Annotated in this window: 5 protein-coding genes; 1 reads left to right on the top strand and 4 read right to left on the bottom strand. The window is 50.3% G+C overall.

Annotation, left to right across the window (positions count from 1 at the left end):
- The 3 genes from HKN79_04895 to HKN79_04905 all read right to left on the bottom strand — a co-directional run.
- Positions 1 to 183, bottom strand: a 183-nt coding sequence (locus HKN79_04895; protein NNC82895.1) for a hypothetical protein, incomplete at its 3' end; no start/stop codon positions are given.
- A 25-nt stretch (positions 184 to 208) separates the two neighbouring features.
- On the bottom strand, positions 209 to 877 hold the full coding sequence (locus HKN79_04900; GenBank protein NNC82896.1) for a DUF4159 domain-containing protein: 669 nt from the start codon (positions 875 to 877) through the stop codon (positions 209 to 211).
- Positions 874 to 1,623: a 16S rRNA (uracil(1498)-N(3))-methyltransferase gene (locus tag HKN79_04905; protein NNC82897.1), complete on the bottom strand. Its 750-nt coding sequence runs from the start codon at positions 1,621 to 1,623 to the stop codon at positions 874 to 876. The genes HKN79_04900 and HKN79_04905 overlap by 4 nt, the downstream gene beginning before the upstream one ends.
- A 39-nt stretch (positions 1,624 to 1,662) precedes the next feature.
- Here HKN79_04905 and HKN79_04910 point away from each other — a divergent pair, with 39 nt between their 5' ends.
- A complete protein-coding gene (locus HKN79_04910) occupies positions 1,663 to 2,199 on the top strand; it encodes a nuclear transport factor 2 family protein (protein ID NNC82898.1) in 537 nt (178 codons plus the stop codon).
- On the opposite strand, the gene HKN79_04915 is transcribed toward HKN79_04910, so the two are convergent.
- The coding region (locus HKN79_04915; protein ID NNC82899.1) for an FAD-binding oxidoreductase at positions 2,150 to 2,553 on the bottom strand (404 nt) is incomplete at its 5' end. The genes HKN79_04910 and HKN79_04915 overlap by 50 nt on opposite strands.

A 2,553-nucleotide genomic window follows, 5' to 3' on the forward strand; every position in this document is an offset into this window, starting at 1 on the left:
GTCGAGTAAGCTGCGCTGGTCTGAGGAAGCATCTGATCCTAGCGGTTCGATATGCTCTTTAGCACAAGAGATACATAGGAGAATGATACACCAAAAGGTGATGGGTCTGAGGTCGGTCTTCATGGTCTGTTTGGTCTGATAGTCACAAGGTACATCCTGTGCGGTCAATCTTCCAAATCCCATCCTGACGAGATATCAAGGGAATTGTTCAGAAACCGGATTCTCCTAGAAAAGCGTATTGAACGATGTTGGCCCCCATCTGAAGGGCTTTGGTGCGGGTCTCCTGCGAGTCCTTGTGTACACTTTGGTCTTCCCAGCCGTCACCCAGATCGCTCTCATGGCTGTAGAAACATACCAATCGTCCTTCATGGAAGATTCCAAATCCTTGCGGGGGTTTCCCATCGTGCTCATGTACCTTGGGCAAGCCCGTATCGAAGTCAAAGGATTGATGGTAGATCGGATGGCTGAAGGGTAATTCGATGAAGTCCGATTCTGGAAAGACCTTCTTCATCTGCGGACGGATGAACGGATCCAGACCATAATTATCATCTATATGCAAGAATCCACCGGCCTCCAAATAGGTACGCAGATTCTCGGCATCAGAGGGTGTGAAGACCACATTTCCATGACCCGTCATATGGACCATCGGATAATCGAAGAGTTCCAAACTCCCGACCTCTACGTAAGGAGCCTCGGGGATGATGTTCATTCCTAGGTTCTGATTGCAGAAATCGATGAGATTGGGCACTGCAGTGGGATTGGCGTAGTAATCCCCGCCACCCTTGTACTTCAACACCCCGATGCGGTAGCTCCCCTTGGGGGCGGTGAATGCCATCAACATCATGATCAGTCCGAAAAGTCCGATCGCTCTTCTCATAGATTGGATATCACACAGGCCGCTAGAGCGGCTGTTTCTGTTCTTAAACGCTTCGGTCCCAAATGTACGGGCTTTGCCCCCTGCTCGATAGCCATCTCGACTTCTTGCTTGGAGAAATCCCCTTCTGGACCGATCATCACTGTATTCATCTCTGATGTGAATGCCGATCGCTCCCCTTCTCCACAATGGGCGATCATGACTTGGTCCATGTCTGTATTGGCAATGAAATCCTCGAATTTCTGAGGTCCTTCGATAAGAGGTAGGAAATACGATCGACTCTGTTTCATCGCGGCCAGAGCGATGCGCTGAAGTCGATCGAGCCGCAGCTTCTTGCGCTCAGAATGCTCTGATATCACCAAGGTCAATCGGGAAAGACCGAGCTCGGTACACTTCTCCAGACACCATTCGAGACGGTCCATGCTCTTGGTGGGTGCCAGAATGAGATGGAAATCAGATTCGGGTCCTTCTTTAAGATCGCTGTGCATGAGTTTGAAATCCAAGCTGCGCTTGTCTACCGAGAGGATCTCACCCTGTACGAACAATCCTTTTCCATTGACCAATCCGATCGGGTCTCCTACCCGACTACGCAGCACCTTGATCGCGTGCATTGCCTCATCTCCTCGCAAGGTCTGCACAGGTCGACTATCCAGTTCTGGCATATAGAAACGAGGTATATCCAAGGCCATGCCGCAAAGAAAAGAAAGGTAGAAGATGTCTGTCATCTTACGAACGGACACGGATTTCATTGTGCATGGATATCTTCAGACCATTGAAAGCCCAGAATCATGAAGTACCTCGACCTATTCCTTGTCCTTTCCTTCACAGCTCTTGTTTGCACCTCCTGCAATCCGGCTCAAGAGCAGCAGCCAGAACCGCTCGACCAGACACAAGAGGCCGCTCGTATCCACCAATTGATGGATGGCTGGCACCAAGCAGCCGCTCAAGCAGATGAAGAAGTGTTCTTCGGCAATATGAGCGATAGTGCCATCTATCTCGGCACAGACAAGAGCGAACGCTGGCTGAGGGATGAACTCAGATCCTGGAGTGCGAGGTTTTTTGAAAGGGACACCGCTTGGGCATTCACACCATATGATCGCGAACTCTATTTTTCTGATACTGGAAGAACAGTCTGGTTCGAAGAGTTATTGGAAACATGGATGGGTCCATGCCGAGGAAGTGGGGTATTGACATGGGCTGAAGGTCAGTGGAAGATCCAGCATTATAACCTGGCCATGCTGATAGACAATGAAGATGTGTCTGAGGTGCTGGAGATCATCCAACAGCCAGATGTGCGGCCCGACTCCCTACCTGGGTCCCAATAGCCACTCCCATCCCGCCTAACCGAACAGCAGCGATGATCCGATTGCTGACATAGCGTACGATGGGCTCTTTGACCGGTCCTACTCCCATGATACCTGCCCATCTCTGTGAGATCACAAAAACCCTATCAGGCAGAATGACTTCTTTGAGCAATTTCTCTAAGGCATCTTGAATATGCTTGGTGGTCTTCAACTCAGAGGTCGTCTCCCCTTCAATATCCAGATTCCGACCTCCTCCTAACAATACCCGTTCACCCACATTGCGGAAATAGTAATAGCCTTCATCATAGTGGAATGTGCCTTGCCATCCGAGTTCTGGGATGGGATCCGTGATCAGCACTTGGGCCCGTGCTGGTT

The organism is Flavobacteriales bacterium (assembly GCA_013001705.1).
GTDB lineage: Bacteria > Bacteroidota > Bacteroidia > Flavobacteriales_D > JABDKJ01 > JABDLZ01.

What these genes read in the sequence shown, in the direction of transcription:
- HKN79_04910 (NNC82898.1), top strand. Translation starts at nt 1,663, where the DNA reads ATGAAGTACCTCGACCTATTCCTTGTCCTTTCCTTCACAGCTCTTGTT.
- HKN79_04905 (NNC82897.1), bottom strand. Translation starts at nt 1,623, where the DNA reads ATGAAATCCGTGTCCGTTCGTAAGATGACAGACATCTTCTACCTTTCT.
- HKN79_04900 (NNC82896.1), bottom strand. Translation starts at nt 877, where the DNA reads ATGAGAAGAGCGATCGGACTTTTCGGACTGATCATGATGTTGATGGCA.